This window comes from Geodermatophilus normandii (assembly GCF_003182485.1).
In the GTDB taxonomy this organism is placed as follows: Bacteria; Actinomycetota; Actinomycetes; order Mycobacteriales; family Geodermatophilaceae; genus Geodermatophilus; species Geodermatophilus normandii.
The window spans coordinates 132,001-150,085 of the sequence record NZ_QGTX01000001.1; the positions used below are offsets into that span (position 1 = coordinate 132,001).

18 protein-coding genes and 1 tRNA gene are annotated in these 18,085 nt (G+C 75.8%); 10 read left to right on the forward strand and 9 right to left on the reverse strand.

The window, feature by feature from the left end; genetic code table 11:
• Positions 1–115: 115 nt before the first annotated feature.
• From chrA to JD79_RS00735, 3 genes are read right to left on the reverse strand one after another with little or no spacing between them, the layout of a single operon-like run.
• Positions 116–1,528 carry a chromate efflux transporter gene (chrA, locus tag JD79_RS00725; RefSeq protein WP_110003987.1) on the reverse strand — a complete coding sequence of 471 codons (1,413 nt, stop codon included), beginning with the start codon at positions 1,526–1,528 and terminating at the stop codon, positions 116–118.
• Positions 1,529–1,588: 60 nt separating this feature from the next.
• Positions 1,589–2,020 (reverse strand): chromate resistance protein ChrB domain-containing protein, encoded by a 432-nt coding sequence (locus tag JD79_RS00730; protein WP_110003988.1) that lies wholly within the window; start codon positions 2,018–2,020, stop codon positions 1,589–1,591.
• Between the two features lie 13 nt (positions 2,021–2,033).
• Complete coding sequence (locus JD79_RS00735; protein WP_110003989.1) at positions 2,034–2,528, reverse strand: Chromate resistance protein ChrB; 495 nt, start codon at positions 2,526–2,528, stop codon at positions 2,034–2,036.
• Positions 2,529–2,748: 220 nt separating this feature from the next.
• Between JD79_RS00735 and JD79_RS00740 the strand changes: the two genes are divergently transcribed.
• Positions 2,749–3,180 carry an ATP-binding protein gene (locus tag JD79_RS00740; protein WP_110003990.1) on the forward strand — a complete coding sequence of 144 codons (432 nt, stop codon included), beginning with the start codon at positions 2,749–2,751 and terminating at the stop codon, positions 3,178–3,180.
• A 21-nt stretch (positions 3,181–3,201) separates the two neighbouring features.
• Here the strand turns inward: JD79_RS00740 and JD79_RS00745 are convergent, their stop codons facing one another.
• On the reverse strand, positions 3,202–4,464 hold the full coding sequence (locus tag JD79_RS00745; protein ID WP_110003991.1) for a PP2C family protein-serine/threonine phosphatase: 1,263 nt from the start codon (positions 4,462–4,464) through the stop codon (positions 3,202–3,204).
• Between the two features lie 194 nt (positions 4,465–4,658).
• Between JD79_RS00745 and JD79_RS00750 the strand changes: the two genes are divergently transcribed.
• The 5 genes from JD79_RS00750 (at position 4,659) to JD79_RS00770 (ending at position 9,193) form a co-directional block, all read left to right on the forward strand.
• A complete protein-coding gene (locus tag JD79_RS00750; RefSeq protein WP_110003992.1) occupies positions 4,659–4,847 on the forward strand; it encodes a hypothetical protein in 189 nt (62 codons plus the stop codon).
• Between the two features lie 190 nt (positions 4,848–5,037).
• Positions 5,038–5,487, forward strand: a complete 450-nt coding sequence (locus JD79_RS00755; RefSeq protein ID WP_110007280.1) for a PGPGW domain-containing protein — start codon at positions 5,038–5,040, stop codon at positions 5,485–5,487.
• A 474-nt stretch (positions 5,488–5,961) separates the two neighbouring features.
• Entirely contained in the window at positions 5,962–7,104 is a 1,143-nt protein-coding gene (locus tag JD79_RS00760) for a glycosyltransferase family 4 protein (RefSeq protein ID WP_110003993.1), read from the forward strand.
• Positions 7,101–8,087, forward strand: a complete 987-nt coding sequence (locus JD79_RS00765) for a Gfo/Idh/MocA family protein (protein ID WP_245899475.1) — start codon at positions 7,101–7,103, stop codon at positions 8,085–8,087. The genes JD79_RS00760 and JD79_RS00765 overlap by 4 nt, the downstream gene beginning before the upstream one ends.
• A complete protein-coding gene (locus tag JD79_RS00770; protein ID WP_110003994.1) occupies positions 8,084–9,193 on the forward strand; it encodes a zinc-dependent alcohol dehydrogenase in 1,110 nt (369 codons plus the stop codon). Before JD79_RS00765 ends, JD79_RS00770 begins: the two co-directional genes overlap by 4 nt.
• A gap of 88 nt (positions 9,194–9,281) precedes the next feature.
• On the opposite strand, the gene JD79_RS00775 is transcribed toward JD79_RS00770, so the two are convergent.
• From JD79_RS00775 to JD79_RS00795, 5 genes are all read right to left on the reverse strand, one after another.
• On the reverse strand, positions 9,282–9,992 hold the full coding sequence (locus JD79_RS00775; RefSeq protein WP_110003995.1) for a histidine phosphatase family protein: 711 nt from the start codon (positions 9,990–9,992) through the stop codon (positions 9,282–9,284).
• Between the two features lie 74 nt (positions 9,993–10,066).
• Positions 10,067–10,807 (reverse strand): ComF family protein, encoded by a 741-nt coding sequence (locus JD79_RS00780; protein ID WP_110003996.1) that lies wholly within the window; start codon positions 10,805–10,807, stop codon positions 10,067–10,069.
• 266 nt (positions 10,808–11,073) lie between these two features.
• Positions 11,074–11,892 (reverse strand): glycerophosphodiester phosphodiesterase, encoded by an 819-nt coding sequence (locus tag JD79_RS00785; protein ID WP_110003997.1) that lies wholly within the window; start codon positions 11,890–11,892, stop codon positions 11,074–11,076.
• Positions 11,893–12,270: 378 nt separating this feature from the next.
• Positions 12,271–12,343 (reverse strand) — tRNA-Ala (locus JD79_RS00790).
• A 94-nt stretch (positions 12,344–12,437) separates the two neighbouring features.
• Positions 12,438–13,268, reverse strand: coding sequence for a M23 family metallopeptidase (locus tag JD79_RS00795; protein ID WP_342767636.1), 831 nt, complete (start codon positions 13,266–13,268; stop codon positions 12,438–12,440).
• A 554-nt stretch (positions 13,269–13,822) separates the two neighbouring features.
• Here JD79_RS00795 and JD79_RS00800 point away from each other — a divergent pair.
• The 4 genes from JD79_RS00800 to JD79_RS00815 are packed head-to-tail and all read left to right on the forward strand — an operon-like array spanning position 13,823 to position 18,084.
• Complete coding sequence (locus JD79_RS00800) at positions 13,823–15,376, forward strand: mannitol dehydrogenase family protein (protein ID WP_110003998.1); 1,554 nt, start codon at positions 13,823–13,825, stop codon at positions 15,374–15,376.
• Positions 15,373–16,152, forward strand: coding sequence for an HAD family hydrolase (locus tag JD79_RS00805; RefSeq protein ID WP_110003999.1), 780 nt, complete (start codon positions 15,373–15,375; stop codon positions 16,150–16,152). Before JD79_RS00800 ends, JD79_RS00805 begins: the two co-directional genes overlap by 4 nt.
• A complete protein-coding gene (locus tag JD79_RS00810) occupies positions 16,149–17,276 on the forward strand; it encodes a CDP-glycerol glycerophosphotransferase family protein (RefSeq protein WP_110004000.1) in 1,128 nt (375 codons plus the stop codon). Before JD79_RS00805 ends, JD79_RS00810 begins: the two co-directional genes overlap by 4 nt.
• Positions 17,263–18,084: a phosphocholine cytidylyltransferase family protein gene (locus JD79_RS00815; RefSeq protein ID WP_245899477.1), complete on the forward strand. Its 822-nt coding sequence runs from the start codon at positions 17,263–17,265 to the stop codon at positions 18,082–18,084. The genes JD79_RS00810 and JD79_RS00815 overlap by 14 nt, the downstream gene beginning before the upstream one ends.
• Position 18,085 lies beyond the last annotated feature (1 nt).

The window sequence follows — 18,085 nt, forward strand, 5'->3', positions numbered from 1 at the left end:
CGCCGACCGCCCCGCGACCGGGCCGCGGCCGGCGAGGCGCTCGGTTCCGCCGCGCGGGCGGGTCGTCCACCTGGTCGGCCCGGCTGTGACCGGGGCGCCGCGGGCGAGCGGGCGGTCAGCCGAGGGACAGCCCCGCCAGGCCGGCGGCGAGGCCGAGGACGGCACAGACGCCGAGGGTCCGCAGCACCGACCACCCGCGGCGGAAGAGCAGCACCGCGGCGACCAGCGCGATGCCCAGCGGCACGGGCCGCAGCGTGGTGGGGTCCGGCACCTCCAGCGACAGCGGCCCGCCGTCGACGTGGACGGTCTCGGAGAACAGCGTGTGGACGGCGAAGTAGACGCCCAGGTTCGCGATCACCCCGACGACGGCGGCGGTGATCCCCTTCAGCGCCGCCGACAGCGACCGGTTGCCGCGCAGCCGCTCCATGTACGGGGCGCCGAGCAGGACGAACAGGAAGCTCGGCACGAACGTCACCCAGGTGACCAGCAGCGAGGCCAGGACGGCGGCGACCCACGGGTCGAGCGCGCCGGGGTCGCGGTAGGCGCCGAGGAAGGCGACGAACTGGACCACCATGATCAGCGGACCGGGCGTGGTCTCGGCCAGCGCCAGGCCGCGCACCATCTCCCCCGGCGACAGCCAGCCGTAGACGGCGACGGCCTGCTGCGCGACGTAGGCCAGCACCGCGTAGGCGCCGCCGAAGGTGACCACCGCGGCGCCGGAGAAGAACAGGCCCTGCTCGGTGAGGACGCTGCCTGCACCGGTCAGCACCGCGACCGCCGCGATCGGCACTCCCCACACGAGCAACCCGACGAGCAGCACCCGCAGCGTGCGGCGGGCGGTGGGGGCCTCGTGGTGCAGGACGTCGTCGGAGACGACCGGTGCAGGGCCGGCCTCGGGCCCCTCGGCGGCCTGCGTGCGGGGCAGCGCCGAGGGCCGCCACCGGCCCAGCGCCCAGCCGGCGGCCCCGGCGAGGGCGACGACGACGGGGAACGGCACGCCGACGACGAACAGCGCGAGGAAGGAGGCCACCGCGAGGACGAGCAGGGCCCGGCCGTCCAGCGCCTTCCTCGCCACCCGCAGGACGGCCTGCACGACGATCGCCAGCACGGCCGCGGCCAGTCCGGTGAAGACCGCGGTGACGGCGGTGGTGTCGCCGAAGGCCACGTACACCGCCGACAGCGCCAGGAGGGCGACCACGCCGGGCAGCACGAACAGGCCGCCGGCGACGAGTCCGCCGCGGGTGCCGTGTAGCAGCCAGCCCACGTACGTGGCGAGCTGCTGGGCCTCCGGGCCGGGCAGCAGGGTGCAGTAGTTGAGCGCGTGCAGGAACCGGCGCTGGCCGATCCAGCGCTTCTCGTCGACCAGGGCGCGCTGCATGACGGCGATCTGGCCGGCGGGGCCGCCGAAGGTCTGCAGCGAGACGAGGAACCAGGTCCGCACCGCGGCGCGGAAGGGGACCGCGTCCTGCTCGGGCGGCCGGACGGGGCCCTGCGCGGTGTCCTGCGGCCGGGGGGTGTCGCGGGTCATGGACGTCCTCGTCGATCGGGTGCGGGCAGGCGGTGGCACGACGGACCGCCGGGAGCGGGGTCAGGCCGGTTCGCGGCCGAGCAGGAGGCGGCGGCGGTGGAACTCGTAGAGGCCGTCGAAGACGGGACCGGAGACGGCCAGGGTGCGCTCGTCGTCGCCGGTCATCGACAGGCCGCGCAGCACCACGTCGAGCCCGGGCGCCTCGGGCGCGTCGAAGCGCTGGTCGTCGAGGTCGGCCTCGTGGACGATCTCGGCGATCCGCCAGAGCACCGGGTCGGTCAGCTCGTAGCGGCGCAGGATCGTCTCGAAGGAGCAGTCGCCGCCGTGGTGGCCCAGGTCGACGCCGCGCATGTCGAACGGCGTGGCGTCCGGCGGGACCTGGCCGGGGTCGGTGACGAAGACGAACGCGGCGTCCGGGTCGAGGAAGCGGCGGATGAGCCAGGCGCACGCCGCCCGGTCGATGTGCACCCCGGCACGGGTCGCCCACCTCACGGCGCCGCCTCCGTCACCGCGGCGTCGGCCGCGACCCGGGCCCGAGCTCGCGCAGCGCGGTGGCGGCGCCCTCCCGGTCGGACGGCGGGAAGAAGTCACGGCGGCCGATCGCCCGCCACTCGCCGCGCAGCCGGCGCAGCGCCCGCGCCCGCTCGGCCGGGTCACCGGCGGCCTCGGCCTCGTGGCACTGCTGCGTCAGTGACCGGTACTCAGCGGCCCGCGCGGCGGCCATCCCGGCAGCCAGCTCCCGCTCCTGCGCCACGGTGCCCGGCCGCGCCACCCACAGTCCCGACGTCCCGCCGGCCTCGGTCACGTCGCCGGCCAGCCACTCCAGCTGCTCGCGGGTGCGCGCGTCGGCGGGCAGCGCGACGACGCCGTCGGCGATCTGGGCCACCCCCAGCCGCCTGAGCCGCCGCCACAGCGTCGTCCGCGGGCCGGACGGCTCCCGCGGCAGGCGGTAGGACAGCAGCACCCACTCGCCCGGGCCCGGGGTGGACGAGATCGGCACGGGATGGATGCAACCACGGTTGCACGGTCCCGTCCAGTCCGCGGGCCCGGCGCGCGACCCAGGAGGAGCCGGCCCTCCGGCGGAGGTCGGGAGTCCACGGCAGGGCTCGTCCCGGCCCACCGGGAGTTCCCGGCACCCGTCGTCCGCGCACGACGCCGCGCCGGTTGGGCGCGGCCGGGGCGGGCACTGCTCGGGCACCGCCGCCCACCGGAACGGGGACATGGACCCAGAGCTCTGGCCTCGACAGCCGCGTCCCGAGACGTCGGGACCCTCCTACGAATCCGAGATCTCCTCCCCCACGGAGCTGCGCACCGTGCGGGCCCAGCTGCGCGCCTGGGTGGCGCACGAGCTCGGGGGGTCCGACGGGGACGGAGCGGTCCTCGCCGACCTCGTCACCGCCGTCGACGAGCTGGCCTCGAACGGCCTCCGGCACGGCCGGGCGCCGGTACGGGTCCGCGCCGTCCGGACGGCGGGCGGGCTGCTGCTCGACGTCAGTGACGGCGACCCGCACCACGGGCCCGAGCCCGCCGTCGGCCGCGACCCCGCGCTCGGCGGCATGGGCCTGGGCATGGTCGCGCACCTGACCACCGACCGCGGCTGGACCGTCGCGGGGGACCGCAAGCACGTCTGGGCCTGCCTCCCCGCCGGGTGACCCGGTCCGGGAGGACGCCGCTCAGGCGTCCCGGCGACGTGCGACCCGCGCGGACGAGGCGCGTCCGGCGTCGGCGCCGTGCTCGCTGTCGCTCCGGCGCGGAGGACCTCCGTACCAGTCCAGGCACAGCACGGTGGCGTCGTCGCGGAGGTTGCCCCCGGTGGCCCGAAGCACCGCCGCGCCGAGCTCCTGGACCACCTCCCGCGGGTGCAGGTCGGTGGTGTCGCGGAGGGCGGCCGCCACGTCGAGGACGGCGGCGTTGCGCTCCTGCACGCCGTCGGTGAGGAACACGATCCGGTCCCCCGGCTGGAGCGGGAGTCGCTGCACCCGGAACGACCTGCCGGGCACCACCCCGAACGGCGGCTCCACGTCCAGACCGATCTCCCGCACCCGGCCCTCGCGCACCAGGAGGGGAGGCGGGTGACCGGCGTTGACGACCGCGGCCGTGCGGGCCGACAGGTCCACCCGCACCAGTTGTCCGGTGACGAACTGCCCGACGGACGCGTGGGCGGCGAGCGCCTCGTTGGCGTACCGGGCCTGGGCGGGGAGGTCCAGGCCCGCGCGGCGGGCGTTGCGCAGCGCTCCGACGAGGAGGGTCGCCAGCAGCGCGGCCTCGACCTCGTGGCCGACGGCGTCGGTGATCGACAGGTGCAGCGCGTCGTCGTTGAGGGTGAAGTCGAAGGTGTCGCCACCGACCGAGGCGGCCGGTTCCAGCCAGCCGGCGAGGGTGAACTGGCCGGCCTCGCAGGTGTAGGAGCCCGGGAGCAGCCGACGCTGGATCTCGGCGGCCAGGGAGAACGGCGTGGTGCGCTGCCCCCACTCGAACACGTCGGTGTACCGGCGGGCGGCGATGACGACGTGGGCCAGCGCGTGCGCGGCCGCGGCGACGTCGGCGATCGACGTCGGGCCGAGCTCCCCGGGCAGGACCAGCTCCAGCAGGCCGATCGCGTCCCCGCGGTCGGTGACCGGGGCGATCACCCGGGTGCCGTCGTCCAGCGGGTGCACGTCGACCGCCTGGGTCCGCAGGACGCGCTCGTACACGGTGCCCGCCATCGGGACCGTCTCCGCCTGTGCGCCCGCCTGGGTCCGCGCACCCTCGGCTCCGGCCGCGCCCGTCGTGAGACGGACGACGGCGTGACCGCTGAAGTCGGCGATCAGGAAGCTCAGCTCGCGCGCGCCGAACTCCAGTCCGAGCTCCTCTGCCGCGGCCTGCACGGCCTCGACCGGCGCCGCCCTCTCCACCCGGCCGAGCAGCCTGCCGACGTCCAGGCGCGGGGGCGGCATGGCGACGACTCTAGGGGTGGGCCCGTGGGACCCCCGCCCGTCGGGACGCCCTGCGCTGGGCCGGTCGGCTGCAGCACGACGCGAGCCTCGCGGTCCTGGAGCGGCTCACCGGCACCGGACGCCGGGCGCGTCCCCGACCGCGCCTCCGGGGTCGCCGGCAGCCCCCTGGGCGCCGGTGCCGCTACCGTCCTCCCATGCCGCTCGTCTTCCACTGGGGCGGCCCTCGGCACGGTGAGACCGACGAGGTGCCCGCGCACCTGCTGGCGTCCGCGGTGCTGGTCTACGACGGGCCCCGCTGGTACGGCGTCTACCAGCGGTTCGAGCCCCCGCGGCTGCAGGACACCCCCGAGGGACCGGCCGAGGTCTGGATCGTCCGCGAGTAGGGGCTCCGCGCGCGGCCCCGTCCGGGGGCGGTCCCGGGCGCGAGCAGCAGCTCCGGTCTCGAGGGCTCCTCCCGCCCGCGCCCAGCACACGCCGGCACCCGACGTGACCCGGGCCCGGCGGTCGGGCGACCCGGCCGCCGGGCCGCCCGGAGAGTGCATGGCGCGCCGGTGGGTCGGGCACCACTCAACGGTGAAGACCGCCGTCATCGCCGTCCTCGGCGGCCTGCTGACCCTCGCCGGCATCGCCCTGCTCGTGCTCCCCGGTCCCGGGTTCGTGCTGGTCGCCGCCGGCCTGGCAGTCCTGGCCACACGGTTCTCCTGGGCGAAGAAGCCGCTGGACTACGCGAAGGACAAGGCGCAGGAGGGCGTCCAGGAGGTCGCCAAGAGCCCCTGGCGAGCGGCCGGGGCGGTGCTGGCCGCCCTCGTGCTGGTCGGGCTCGGCGTGCTCACCCTCGCGGGGGTGGACCTGCCGTTCCTGAACGCATTCACCGCCGTGGTGCTCATCCTCTCCGGGCTCTTCCTCGTCGGGACGGTCGTCTTCGCCCGCCGCCAGGAGAAGCAGGAGCAGGCCCGGGCACACCGCCCCGCAGGTCCGCGGGGCACGGCCGGCGCCCACCGGGCCGCTCCTCGCGGCGACTGAGCACCGACGACGCCCGGTGCCCTCCTCCGCGACGCCGGCCGGTCGCCGCGCGCGGGGTCCGTGTGCGGCCGGTGCACCAGGTGCAGCACCGCCTGCGCGGGGCTGCTGGGCGGGGCGGGCAGGACCAGGTGCCGGCCCTGGCGGCGAGCCGGTCCCGCATCCGGCGCAGGACCACCCCGTCGGCAGCCAGGACGGCCCGCAGCCGGACCGGCCCGGGCTGCCCGGGCGGGTGGGCGCGGTCGACCCGGCGCAGCTGCCGCAGGCCCGCCCGGGTGGTCGCCTCCTCCGACCCCTGACCCACACCGCCGGCTTCCGGCGGCTCCTCTCCACGGGGCGAGGCCGGGGCGTCGACGCTGCCGAGACGACGTCCGCGGACGCCGGCGGGGTCCGCGGTGAGGGTCTCCCGGAGGCTCCGACGTGCGTCCTGCCAGGTCAGCCCGATAGTTTGCACGCCCCCAGCCTGCGGAGGCGTGCATGGCCGAACCTCGTTCGATCTGCTTCTACACGCCCTCGACGGACCCGTCGGGCATGGGGGCGCACGTGCTGGACCTGATCGCCGCGTTCGCCGGCACGGTGGACGTGTCGCTGATGGCCCGCGCGCTCCCCGGGACACGGTGGCTGCTGGACCGAGCCGGCGACCTGGGCGCGGAGACGGTGCCGCTGCCGTCCCCGCGAGACCCGCGGTTCGGGACCCTGGTCACCGGGTTCCTCGCGGCACGTCCCGCCGACGTCTTCCACTGTCACGTCGGCACCGGCAGCGAGAACTGGGACGGGGTCCGGCTGGCCCGGACCGCCGGGTGCCCGGTGGTCGTGCAGACCCAGCACCTGCCCTACGCACTCTCCTCCCCGAGCAGGCGGCAGGCGTACTTCCGCGCGATCGCGCCGGTGGACCGACTCATCGCGGTCTCCGCCGGACTGCGCCGGACCTACGAGCGGATCGGGGTGCCGACCGGGGCGTTCACCACGGTGGCGAACGGGATCGCCCCGCTGGCGCGCCGGATGCCGCGGGCGGAGGCGCGGCGTGCCCTGGGGCTGGATGCGGAGCAGCCGGTGGTGCTGACCGTCGGCCGGCTCACCCACATGAAGGCCCAGTGGCAGCTGCTCGACTCGGTACCGGACCTGGTGGCCCGCTTCCCGGCGCTGGCGGTCGTCCTGCTCGGCGACGGCCCGCTACGGCAGGCCCTGGTCGAGCGGGCCGCCTCTCTCGGGGTGGCCCATGCCGTGCGGTTCCCCGGGCACCGTCCCGACGCCCGGCTGCTGCTCGCCGCCGCTGACGTGTTCGCGCTGCCGTCGAAGTGCGAGGGGATGCCCCTGGCCGCGCTGGAGGCGATGGAGGCCGGGCTGCCGGTGGTGGCCACCCGCGTGGTCGGCAGCGAGGAGGTGGTCGCGGACGGCGAGACCGGAGCGCTGGTCCCCTTCGGACGGCCCGCCGAGTTCGGCGCCGCGCTCGCGACACTGCTGGCCGACCCGGCGCTGCGGCGGCGCCAGGGCGCCGCCGCGCGGCGCCGGTACCTGGCGGGGTTCACCCGGGACCGGATGGCGCAGGAGACGGCGGCGGTCTACGCGGAGCTGCTCCGGACGGCGGCCCGCCCCGCACTGACCGGGAGCCGGACGTGAGGCGGCTGCGGGTGGCCTGCGTGGGCACCGGGTTCATCGCCGGGAAGCACCTGCAGGCGCTCTCGCAGATGGGCGACGTGGAGATCGTGGCGGTCGCCGACACGCAGCCGGAGCGCGCAGAGGAGGTCGCCACCCGCTACGGGGCCCGCCCGCACACCGACGGAGCGACCCTGCTGGCGACCGAGGAGCTCGATGCGGTCTGGCTGTGCGTGCCGCCGTTCGCGCACGGCGCCCTGGAGGCCGCCGCCATCGCCCGCGGGCTGCCCTTCTTCGTGGAGAAGCCACTGGCGCTCGACCTGCCGACCGCTCAGGGCATCGCCGACCAGCTGGCCGGCACCGGGCTGACCACCGCCGTCGGGTACCACTGGCGGCACCTGGACGTCGTCGAGCGGGCCGTGGAGCTGCTCGCCGGGAGGCCCGCCCAGCTCGTGACGGGCTACTGGTGGGACAAGACGCCGCGCGTGCCGTGGTGGCCCCGGCGGGCGTACTCCGGCGGCCAGGTCATCGAGCAGACCACCCACCTGTTCGACCTGGCACGCCACCTCGCCGGCGACGTCGACACGGTGACCGCGGCCGAGCGAGCCGCTGCCGACGGCGCGGAGGACGTCCCCACGGCGGCCTCGTCGCTGCTGCGGTTCGCTTCCGGCGCGGTCGGCTCCGTCTCCTCGGCGCGCGTCCTGGCCGGACGGCACCGCGTCGCGCTACACGTCGTCGCGGACGGGCTCGTGCTCGAGGTGTCCGAGCGGGGCCTGACCGACCACGAGCTGCTCGTGGGGACGGAGCGCGGCACGGAGGTGCTGCGGTCCGAGCAGGACCCGATCGCCGCCGAGGACCGTGAGTTCGTCGACGTCCTGCTCGGCCGGACGGCGCGCACCCGCGTGCCCTACGAGGAGGCGCTGCGCAGCCACGCCCTGGCCTGCGCCGCGGACCGCTCCGCCCGCGAGGGGACACGGGTGCACCTCGGGGAGGGAGGACGCCGGTGACCGGGCGCACCGTGCGGTCGATCGCCGTCCTCGGCCCCGGCCGCACGGCGGTCATCGACGACACCGAGCCCGAGCCGGGCCCCGGTCAGGCCTGGGTGAGCACCGAGTGGTCGGGGATCAGCGCCGGGACGGAGGTCGCCCTCGTCCGGGGCACCGACCCCCAGCACCGGGTGGGTTGGGACCCCGACCTGCGGGCGTTCGGGGTGGGGCCGCTCGCCGGGTACCCGAAGCGCGGCATCGGCTACATGGAGGTCGGCCGGGTCACCGAGAGCCGCACGGCGGCCCTGGCCGTGGGCTCCCTGGTGGCGATGGCCTACGGCCACCGCACCGGCACCTGCGCCGATCCGGCGCGGACGACGGTGATCCCGGTGCCCGACGACCTCGACCCGCTGCTGGGCATCTACCTGGCCCAGATGGGCCCGATCTGCGTCAACGGCCTGCTGCACGCCGCGGCGGCGCTCGAGGGGCCGCGGGCAGCGGTCGACGCCGGCGTCCGGGACCGGCACGTGCTGGTCATGGGCGCGGGCGTCATCGGCCTGCTGAGCGCACTCCTGGCGGTCCGGCACGGCGCGGCGTCGGTGTGCGTGGCCGAGCCCTCGGCGCAGCGGCGGGCGGTCGCCGGGGCCCTCGGCCTCGACGCCGTCGACGACGCCGACGGCAGCGCCTGGCTGACGGTCAAGCAGCGCTGGCGGCACGGCCCCGGGGACGCCGGCGCCGACGTCGTCCTGCAGTGCCGCGGCCACGACGCCGCGCTCGCCACGGCGCTCCGCTCGCTGCGGCCGCAGGGCGTCGTGGTCGACCTGGGCTTCTACCAGGACGGGGCCGGGGCCGTCCGGCTCGGCGAGGAGTTCCACCACAACGGACTCGCGGTGGTCTGTGCCCAGATCGGCCGGGTCCCCCGCGGGATGGGCGCGGACTGGACGCGCTCGGCCCTCGCCGCGGTCACCCTCGACCTGCTGCGGGAGCGGGGCGGGGACGTCCGCACCCACCTGGTCACCACCGTCGTCCCCTTCGAGGACGGCCCCCGCCTGCTGACCGACCTGGCCGGACGCCGGCTGGCGAGCCCGCCGCTGCAGGCCGTGCTTCGTCTCGGCGGAGCCTCGTGACCGCGTGCCGCGTGCCGCGTGCCCGCCTGCCGCCGCCGTCCTCCCGTGGTCGACCTGACCGGGTCGCGGCCCGGCGGCCGCCTCCCGCTCACGCGTCTGCCGCGGGGTCCTCTCCGGGGAGCGGCACGGCGTCACGCGGCGGGGCGGCCGGCAGGTCGCTGCCGGTCAGGTGGTCGGCGTCGTTGAAGGAGACCAGCGTCCACTCGGGCCCGCCGTCGGAGGAGGGCCGGTGCCGCCAGTGCGTGAGGCTGGTGTTCGCCGGCGCGCAGTCCACCCGGTTCCCGCTGGCGCCCAGGCCGAAGGCCAGCGCGAACGACGCCTCCACGACCCCGGCGTGGCAGACGGCGACCACCGTCTCGTCCCGGTGCCGGGCGACGAGACGGGACAGGGCGCCACACGCACGGGCCAGGAAGGTCGCCCAGCTCTCGCCGCCCGGGGAGAACTCCCGGTAGGGGTCCCGCGTCCCCGGCGTCGCCTCGCCCCCGCGGTACCGGGCCCGCCACTGCTCCACGGTGAGCCCGTCGGCCTCTCCGGGTCGCAGCTCCTGCAGACCGTCGTCGCGCAGCACCGGCATGCCCAGCGCCCGTGCGACGTACTCGGCGGTCTGCAGCGCCCGCGGGAGGTCGCTGGAGACCAGCCGGTCGGCCGGCACCGGTCGGTCCCGCAGCCGCTGCTCCAGCAGCCGGGCCTGCTCCCGCCCCCGGGCGGTCAGGCCGGCGTCGCCGTGCATCCCGCCGATCACCGGCTCGACGTTCGCCACGGCCTCGCCGTGCCGCACCAGGTAGAGCTCCGTCGCCACCAGGCCTCCTCCGGGAGCCCGCGGCTCCGTCGCCACTGCGTGTCCCACCGCGCGCTGCCACGGAGCCGCCGACCTCAGCCGCCCTTGCGGCGGGCGAGGACCAGACCGGCCACCTCCGCCGCGCCGGCCCCGAGCAGCACCCGCGCCATCTCCCGGAGCGAGAAGCCCTCCGAGTACACGTCGTCGAAGACGAGGATCCGCCGTCCGGCGACCCGCGCGGGCTCCGGCACCGACAGCGCGGCGCGCAACTCGCCCTCGGCGATCCTCCGGCGCTCCTCCGGGCTGATGCCGAGGAACCGTCCGGTGGGTCCGGACTTGGCGATGAGGCCCGGCGCGAACGGCCACGCGGGTCCGTCGCACCGGGCCGCCTCGACGATCACCTGCAGGTAGTCCCACAGCCGGTGCGCCCGGGGACCGACGTAGATGGCGCCGGTGGTGATCAGGTCGTAGCCGGCCAGTTCCTCGCGGTTGTCCTCCAGGAAGCCGACGAGGATGCGCCCCAGGACCTCGCCCAGGTCGCGCTCCTCCCCGTACTTGAACCGGTAGACGGCGCTCCACATCTCCTCCGCCCGGCCGGACACGGTGTACAGGCGGGAGAAGTAGCGGTCGTCGAGGCCGCACACCGTGTTGGAGCACGAGCCGCGCTCGTCGACGGCCTGACCGCAGACGGTGCAGGTCGGCCCGTCGGGTGCCGCGCCGCCGAGGACGGCGCACGGGAAGCAGAGCGCCGGCGTCCCCGTCGTCCGGTAGACGCACGCGGCGCAGGCGCCGAACCCCGCCGGTGCCGGGTCGAGCGGCTCCAGGTCGATGGGCATCGTCACCTCTCCCGGATCTCCGACACCGCGCGGTGGAGCAGGCGGACTCTAGGGCAGGCCCCGGGCCACGCGCAGCTCCGGACGACGTCGGACCCGCGGGACACCGAGCGCGTACCGGTGGACGCGACCGATCGCCGGCGAGTGGGCCGAACGCCGCACCCGGGTCCGGGAGACGCAGGCAGGAAGCCCTGCGGGGTCTGGGCAGGGCGAGCAGCTCATCTCGTGACTCCGCGGGCGAGAGCCGGGGCCGCGACCGTGCGCCACGTCTACCCACGGATCCCGAGGGTGGTGACCGGTGGCCCACCGGCGTCTCTCCCGACGCCCCGGATCCCGCTGAGGACCGGGGAGGTGCGGGGCCGCGCGAACCCGACCGGGTCGTCGGTACAGACCATGTCGACGCCCAGCCGGGCCATCAGCCGGGCCTCGTCGGGGTCGTTCACGACCCCGACGGAGACCAGCAGACCGAGCCCGCGTACCCGGTGCACGACGTCACGGTCCCAACGGACGTGGACCGGGTGGAGGTGGACGTCGGTCAGCCCGCGGTCCCTGGCGCGCCGGGCGGCGACGTCGGGATCCACGTGGGGCGCGACGATCAGCGCTCCGGACACCGAGCCGCATCCGGCGATCGAGGCGGCGGTGACCAGGTCGAACGACGTGGTGGTGACCCGGTCGGCGCCGGGGCGGTGCACCCGGCGGGCGTGGAGCAGGCCGGCGAGGAGCCTGGCCGTGCGGGCGGCGGCGGCTCCTCCCGCCTCGGGCTTGACCTCGGTGACGACGACGGCGTGCCGGCGGGCGGCGAGGTCGAGGGCCTCGGTGAGGGTGGGGACGCACTCGCCGTTCGGGAGCCGGAGTCGGCGGAGCGCCGCGAACGGGGTCAGGTCCACGACCGGACCGGTTCCCGGCCCCAGCCCGAGGACCCGGCTCAGGTCCGGGTCGTGCGCCAGGACGAGGACGCCGTCGCTGGTGGCCCGGACGTCGACCTCCACACCGTCGGCACCTGCCTCCAGTGCGACGCGGATCGCCTGCAACGTGTTCTCGGCGTGCTGTGGGCAGCTCGGGGTGCCGCGGTGACCGACGATGCGCATGCCCGGGACGCTGGTCGACGCTCACTGCCGTCCCGTGACGCGGACACGTGGCGTCGATGGCGCACGCGTGAACCCACCGGTGAGGGGTGTATGCCGGTGCACGCGCTGGTCCACGCACCGTCCGAGTGCCACGGGCGCAGTGCCCGTCGTGACACCGGAACCCGTCCGACGAGTGCGCGGACAACGGATGCCCGGGCACGCCGGCGCCGCGAGGACCCTCGACGGCTCCTCGGGTCCCGTCCACGACCACCTGGACGCGGGACCGACCGACGCGGCCGCGCTGACCTCGCACCACGATCGTGCGGACCACACCTGACCGCGGCTGACGACCGACGAGGGCCTGACCTGCGAACCGCAGGTCAGGCCCTCGTCGACGGGTGGAGCTGAGGGGACTCGAACCCCTGACCCCCACACTGCCAGTGTGGTGCGCTACCAGCTGCGCCACAGCCCCGTTCCCGGCCCGCCCGGTCTCGCTCGGGCCAGGGAGAACGATACCTCCTCCGGGGACCGGCCTCGCGGTGGGGGGTCGGTGCGCGCGTCGGGCCTCAGACCTCGACGCCGCGCTCGGCCAGCCACGGCACCGGGTCGACCTTCCGCCCGTTCATGCCGCCCCGGTGGACCTCGAAGTGCAGGTGCGGCCCGGTCGACTGGCCGCGGTTGCCCAGCAGCGCGATCGTCTCGCCGGCCTCCACGAACTGGCCCGGCTCGACGAGGATCTCGTTCATGTGGCCGTAGACGGTGACGTCGCCGTTGTCGTGGAGGACGTAGACCGCCAGGCCGAAGCCGCTCGCCGCACCCGCCCGGACGACGACGCCGTCCATGGCCGCGTACTCCGGCGTCCCGATCGGCGCGGCGAGGTCGATGCCGTAGTGGAAGGTGCCCCAGCGCGAGCCGAAGCCGCTGGTGAAGCGCGCGCCGCTGACCGGCAGCACCGCCTCGGGCCGGGCCGCCTCGGCCGCGGCCTCCGCGGCGGCGGCCTCGGCCGCGGCGCGCTCGGCGCGGCTGGCGGCGACCTCCTGCAGGCGGGCCTGCGCCTCGGCCTCGGTGATCGAGGCCATCGGCAGGACCTCCTCGGACACGTCGTCGGTGGCCAGCTCCATCTGCGCGCCGAGGACCGAGGCCGGCTCGGCCGCCGCGTCAGTCGAGCCCGGGACGCCGAGGACGCCGGCGCCGACGGCACCGGCCACGAGCGCGGCGAGGAGCAGGTGCGGACGGCGGTCCCGCAGGCCGCGGCGGCGCGCGGGGGCGGCCTCGACCACGGGCGCCTCGGCCGGCGGGAGCTCCGGCAGGACCGTGGTGGCCGGGGACGCGACGGCGTCGTCGGCGGCCGGGCGCGGCACGGGCACGACCGGCGGGAAGCCACGCAGGGACGACACGGGCCGGCCGGCGGGACGCCGGTGCGCGCCGGGCCGGGGGGCCGGCACCGCCCCGCCGGAGTCGCTGGCGGGGCGGGTCAGGAGACCCGCGGTCGTCCGGGAACTGGCCACAGCACGTACCCCGCTCGTGGGAAGCGGCCCAGGCGGGCCCGATCAGGTTGGAACGATCCAAACACACCGTGACGTAGTCGTGACCCTTCGTACGGCGTGTCCGGGGATGACACGCCGTGTGCGCAGCGTCACGTGAGGCTGGTGGGTTTACCGGCCCCTCTCTCCGGACACATCCCGTGATCCGGCGTGGAACAGCCCGCGCCGTCCCGTTGCGCACCGGACCGGCGGCTCCTCCGCCGACCCGGTGCCCGCGCGCCCTCGCGGTCGGCACCCGACACGCAGCGCACAGGACCACGCCGACCCGTCGGGCCGCCCCTGCGGGTGTCCCCGCGGGGCAGGCGTGGTCCCATGATCGTTCCCTGCGCGACCCGCGGCGCCCGCCACCGGCGGAGCGACCGGCCGCCCGGTGGCACCGACCCTGGACAGGAAGGACCGATGCCTCGATGGCACAGCCCGAGCGTTTCCTGCGGCACCTCAAGCGGACCGGCACCCTCGTCCCGACGACGGCCGAGCCGGTCGCCCGTGTCCGGCCGCTGACCAGCGCGACGCTCGAGCAGCACGGGGCCCGGCTCACCGTCCCCACCTACGACCGCGCGGCCCTGACGCCCGCCGTCGTCCACCTGAGCGTCGGCGGCTTCTCCCGCGCCCACCAGCTCATCTACTTCGACGAGGTCGCGCAGCGGCGGATCTCCACCGGGTGGGGCGTCGTCGGCGTCGGCCTGCGGGCCCGGACGCTGCAGGAGGCCCTCGCCCCGCAGGACAACCTCTACACCGTCGTGGAGCGCAGCCCCGACGGCGAGCGCGCCCGGGTGGTCGGCGTCCTCACCGACTACCTGTTCGCCCCCGATGCTCCCGGCGCCGTGCTCGACCGGCTCGCCGACCCGCGCACCCGCGTGGTGACCATGACGATCACCGACGCCGGCTACCTGCTCGACCCCGCCACCCGGGAGTTCACCCCCGACGACGACGTCCGCCACGACCTCGCCTGCCCCGGGTCCCCGCGCACCGTCTTCGGGTTCCTCGTCGAGGCCCTCGACCGCCGCCGGCGGGCCGGTGCGGCGCCGTTCACCGTCGTCTCCTGCGACAACCTGCACCGCAACGGCGAGGCCACCCGCGCCGCCGTCGTCGGGTTCGCGGCGCTGCGCGACGAGGTCCTCGCGCGCTGGATCACCGACCGGGTCGCCTTCCCGAGCAGCATGGTCGACCGGATCACCCCGCAGACCACGCCCGAGGAGCGCGCCGCGGTCGCCCTGCGGCACCGTGTCGACGACCGCTGGCCGGTCATCACCGAGCCGTTCTCGCAGTGGGTCATCGAGGACACCTTCTGCAACGGCCGCCCCCCGCTGGACGACGTCGGCGTCCGGTTCGTCCGGGACGTCACCGCCCACGAGCTGATGAAGACCCGGCTGCTCAACGCCAGCCACTCGGCGCTGGGCTACCTGGGCACGCTGGCCGGCCACGAGCGCATCGACGTCCTCATGGGCGACCCGCTGTTCGCCGACTACGTCACCCGGCTGATGGACGACGAGGTCACCGCGCTCATCCCCGTACCCGAGGGCATCGACCTCGACGAGTACAAGGCCACGCTCCTGCAGCGCTTCGCCAACCCGGCCATCGCCGACCGGCTGTCCCGGCTGTGCCGCCGCGGGTCGACCAAGCTGCCGCACCACCTGCTGCCCTCGCTGCGCCAGGCGCTGGCGGAGGGGCGTCCCCACGCGCTGCTGACCCTGGCCCTGGCCGGCTGGATCGCCTACCTGCAGCGGGTCGACGGCGACGGCAGGCCGGTGCCCGTGGAGGACGAGCGCGGCCCGTACCTGCAGGCCCTGGCCCTCGCCGGCGGCACCGACCCCCGGCCGCTGCTGGCCGAGGAGTCGGTGTTCGGCGACCTGGGGTCCGTCCCGGGCTTCGCCGACGAGCTCTCCGGCGTGCTGCGCCGCCTCGACCGCGAGGGCGTCCGGGCCACCGTCGCCGCCGCCGTGCTGGCGAGCGCCCGGTGACCACCTCCCCTCCCCGCGGCGCTGCCGCGGCGCTGCCGCGCGACGTCGTCACCGGCCTCACGCACCTGCTCTGCGACGCCGACGGCAACCTCTTCCCCTCCGAGGAGCCGGCCTTCGTCGCCTCGGCCGCGGTGACCAACCGCTTCCTCGCCGAGCTCGGCGACCCCCGCCGGTTCACCCCGGAGGAGCTGCGCCTGGCCACCACCGGCATGAACTTCCGGACGACGGCGCGGCGGCTGGCCACCGAGGCCGGCCGCCCGGAGGTCGACGTCGAGCCGTGGGTGGCCGAGGAGAAGCGGGCGGTCACCGCCCACCTCGGCGGGCACCTGCGCCCGCACGAGCCGACCACCGCGGCCCTGACCGCGCTGTCGGCGCACCTGCGCCTGGCCGCGGTGAGCTCCAGCGCGCTGGGGCGGCTGGCGGCCTGCTTCACCGCCACCGGCCTCGACGGGCTCATCCCGCCGGACCGGCGCTTCAGCGCCGAGGACTCCCTGCCGGTGCCCACCAGCAAGCCCGACCCGGCGGTCTACCTCTTCGCCTGCGAGAGTCTGGGTACCGCCCCGGCGGCGGGCCTGGCCGTGGAGGACTCCGTCCCCGGGGCACTCTCGGCGGTCCGGGCGGGTTGTCCCACCGTGGGCAACCTCCTGTTCGTCCAGCCGGGCGAGCGCGCCGAGCGGGAGACCGCGCTGCGCGAGGCCGGGGTGCTCACGGTCGTCTCGTCCTGGCAGGAGCTCGCCGACCTGGTCCTGCCCGTCCTGACCGGAGGTGGTCGATGAGGATCGTCTACACCAGCTTCCGCGGGCTGTTCTCCGACAGCCCCCGCGCGATCTACGAGGCCCTCGCCGCCCGCGGCGACGACCACACGCACACCTGGCTGACCGCCCCGGTGGCCGAGGGCGCGTTCCCCTCCGACGTGGGGACCGTCCCGTTCGGCAGCCCGGAGAGCATCGCCGCACTCGAGGGCGCCGACGTCGTCGTCTCCAACGACCACGTGCCGCTGGACTGGGAGAAGCGGCCCGGCGCCCTCTACCTGCAGACCTGGCACGGCACCCCGCTCAAGCGGATCCACAACGACGTCCTCTGGGCGCCGGAGGGCCGGCTGGCCTACCTCGAGCACGACATCGCCCGCTGGGACGCGATGCTCTCGCCCAACCCGTACAGCACCGCGCGGTTCCGGCAGGCGTTCGGCTACCGCGGCCCCGTCCACGAGACCGGCTACCCGCGCAACGACCTGCTCTCCAGCCCGGAGCGCGACGCGGTGCGGGCGCGGGTCCGCGCCGGGCTCGGCGTCGACGAGGGCACCCGGGTGGTCCTGTACACCCCCACCTGGCGCGACCAGCTGGTCTTCGAGGGCACCGGGGAGCGGGACTTCGACTTCCCCGTGGACCTCGCCGACTTCACCGACCGGCTCGGGAAGGACCACGTGCTGCTGCTGCGGCTGCACAACATGGTCTCCGACCGGCTCGAGTCGATCGAGGGGATGCCGGTGCGCGACGTCTCGTCCTACCCGGACATCCGCGACCTCTACCTGGCCGCCGACCTGCTGGTCACCGACTACTCGTCGACGATGTTCGACTTCGCGATCACCGGGAAGCCGATCCTGCTGTTCACCTACGACCTCGACGAGTACCGCAACCGCCTGCGAGGCTTCTACGTGGACATCGAGGACCTCGCGCCCGGGCCGCTGCTGTCGACCAGCCGGGAGCTCGTCGACGCGGTGGCCGACGTCGAGACCGTCGCCGCCGAGCACGCCGACCGGTACCGGGCGTTCCAGGAGACCTACACCGCGCTCGAGGACGGGCACGCCACCGACCGCGTCCTCGACCTGTTCTTCCCGCCCGGCAGTCCCGCCGGCGCGGACCCGACGACCCGAGAGGGGGACGACAGTGCGCATCGTTGAGCTCGCGCAGACCACGGGGGTTCCCGCCCTGGAGGCGCTGACCACCACGACCGGGACCCGCGCCGAGACGCACCCCGTGCAGGTGGTCATCCTGGCCGCCGGGATGGGGACCCGGCTCGGGCGCCCGCTGCCCAAGCCCCTGACCCCGCTGGTGGACGGCCGCAGCATCCTGCACCGCCAGCTCGACACGCTGACGCAGGTGCTCGGCCCCGACGTCGACGTCACCGCCGTCGTCGGGTTCCAGTGCGAGCTGCTCATGCAGGCCGCGCCCCACCTGCGGTTCGCCTACAACCCGGACTTCGCGCGGACCAACACGTCCAAGAGCCTGCTGCGGGGCCTGCGGACCACCCGCTCCGGCGGCGTCCTGTGGCTCAACGGCGACGTCGTGTTCGACGCCGCCGTCCTGGAGGCGGTGCTGCCGGCGCTCGAGGCGGACGAGAGCTTCGTGTGCGTGGACACCTCCGTCGTCGGCGACGAGGAGGTCAAGTACACCCTCGACGAGGACGGCTACATCGCCGAGCTGTCCAAGACGGTGACCGGCGGCCTCGGCGAGGCGGTGGGCATCAACCACATCTCGTCGGCGGACAAGGCCGCGCTCGTCGAGCACCTCGTGGCCTGCGGCGACCAGGACTACTTCGAGCGCGGCATGGAGACGGCGGTCATCGAGGCCGGCCTGCGGTTCCGCCCGCTGGACATCTCCCGGTGGGCCGCCGTGGAGGTCGACTTCGAGGCCGACCTGGAGCGCGCCAACGCGATGCTCTCCAGCAGCCGGGCGCGGCTGCACCCGGTACCCGACGGCGCCCTCTGAC

Bases quoted from the DNA above. Each gene is read 5' to 3' on its own strand.
- chrA (WP_110003987.1), bottom strand. From the start codon at position 1,528: ATGACCCGCGACACCCCCCGGCCGCAGGACACCGCGCAGGGCCCCGTC.
- JD79_RS00740 (WP_110003990.1), top strand. From the start codon at position 2,749: ATGGACCCAGAGCTCTGGCCTCGACAGCCGCGTCCCGAGACGTCGGGA.
- JD79_RS00745 (WP_110003991.1), bottom strand. From the start codon at position 4,464: ATGCCGCCCCCGCGCCTGGACGTCGGCAGGCTGCTCGGCCGGGTGGAG.
- JD79_RS00750 (WP_110003992.1), top strand. From the start codon at position 4,659: ATGCCGCTCGTCTTCCACTGGGGCGGCCCTCGGCACGGTGAGACCGAC.
- JD79_RS00760 (WP_110003993.1), top strand. From the start codon at position 5,962: ATGGCCGAACCTCGTTCGATCTGCTTCTACACGCCCTCGACGGACCCG.
- JD79_RS00780 (WP_110003996.1), bottom strand. From the start codon at position 10,807: ATGCCCATCGACCTGGAGCCGCTCGACCCGGCACCGGCGGGGTTCGGC.
- JD79_RS00785 (WP_110003997.1), bottom strand. From the start codon at position 11,892: ATGCGCATCGTCGGTCACCGCGGCACCCCGAGCTGCCCACAGCACGCC.
- JD79_RS00800 (WP_110003998.1), top strand. From the start codon at position 13,823: ATGGCACAGCCCGAGCGTTTCCTGCGGCACCTCAAGCGGACCGGCACC.
- JD79_RS00810 (WP_110004000.1), top strand. From the start codon at position 16,149: ATGAGGATCGTCTACACCAGCTTCCGCGGGCTGTTCTCCGACAGCCCC.